Annotated in this window: 1 protein-coding gene; it reads left to right on the plus strand. The window is 46.8% G+C overall.

Features of this window, described 5'->3' with window-relative positions; all coding sequences use genetic code 11:
• A partial coding sequence (locus F8B77_RS17680) for a hypothetical protein (RefSeq protein WP_167512868.1) occupies nucleotides 1-740 on the plus strand: 740 nt, incomplete at both ends.

A 740-nucleotide genomic window follows, 5' to 3' on the forward strand; every position in this document is an offset into this window, starting at 1 on the left:
TTGATGGCACATGGCAAGAGGTGGTCAGCCTAGATGTATTGTCACCTCGTACAGCACCGAGCATCGATTGGGCACTCAATGCCAGCGGTGATTTGCAAGTGGCGAGCATTAATGGTGACACAGTGAATGTTAATGTGAGCTACCAAGGCAGTGATTCGAGCTTGACCATGATGACGCTCTTGCCAGTTGATAGAAATGCGAGCGATAGCATTAGTTGGATGGTGGAAAAAGGCGGCGTACGTTTCTCAACGGTACAAAGTGTTGACGTGGCGGATGTGGTCAATCCGATTGCTATTAATAACTTAACTGCGCGTGTGGCAGATGCGTCCATCAGCGATGCGGATTTATTTGCCGAGTTTATGGACTTGGTGGATGTTGCAACCGATGCCACTACGCTTGGTTTATATCGCAATGAACTGAGCAGTAACTCAGTGAGTAGCATCACCGCATTGCAAACGCTTATCACTGAGCAAAATGCCACTGCCATAGTGCTTGTTGACTTGCAAAATACCGCGAGTACCAGTATTACCATTACGCAACTGCAAACCTTGTTACCGAATCAAAATTTCTTGTTGAATTTACTCAGCGACTATCAAACCGCATTAGCTGACAACGCATGGAATACGCCAGACGAGGTTCAAGCACTCATTGTGGGCGTTAATGCCTACGTTGTTGACAGTGATGGTGATGGCATTCTTGATGTGAATGATCCTGAGCCTTACATTTGGAACGACCTTGCT

Origin of the sequence: Aliivibrio finisterrensis, from assembly GCF_008933155.1 — a bacterium.
Lineage (GTDB): Bacteria > Pseudomonadota > Gammaproteobacteria > Enterobacterales > Vibrionaceae > Aliivibrio > Aliivibrio finisterrensis.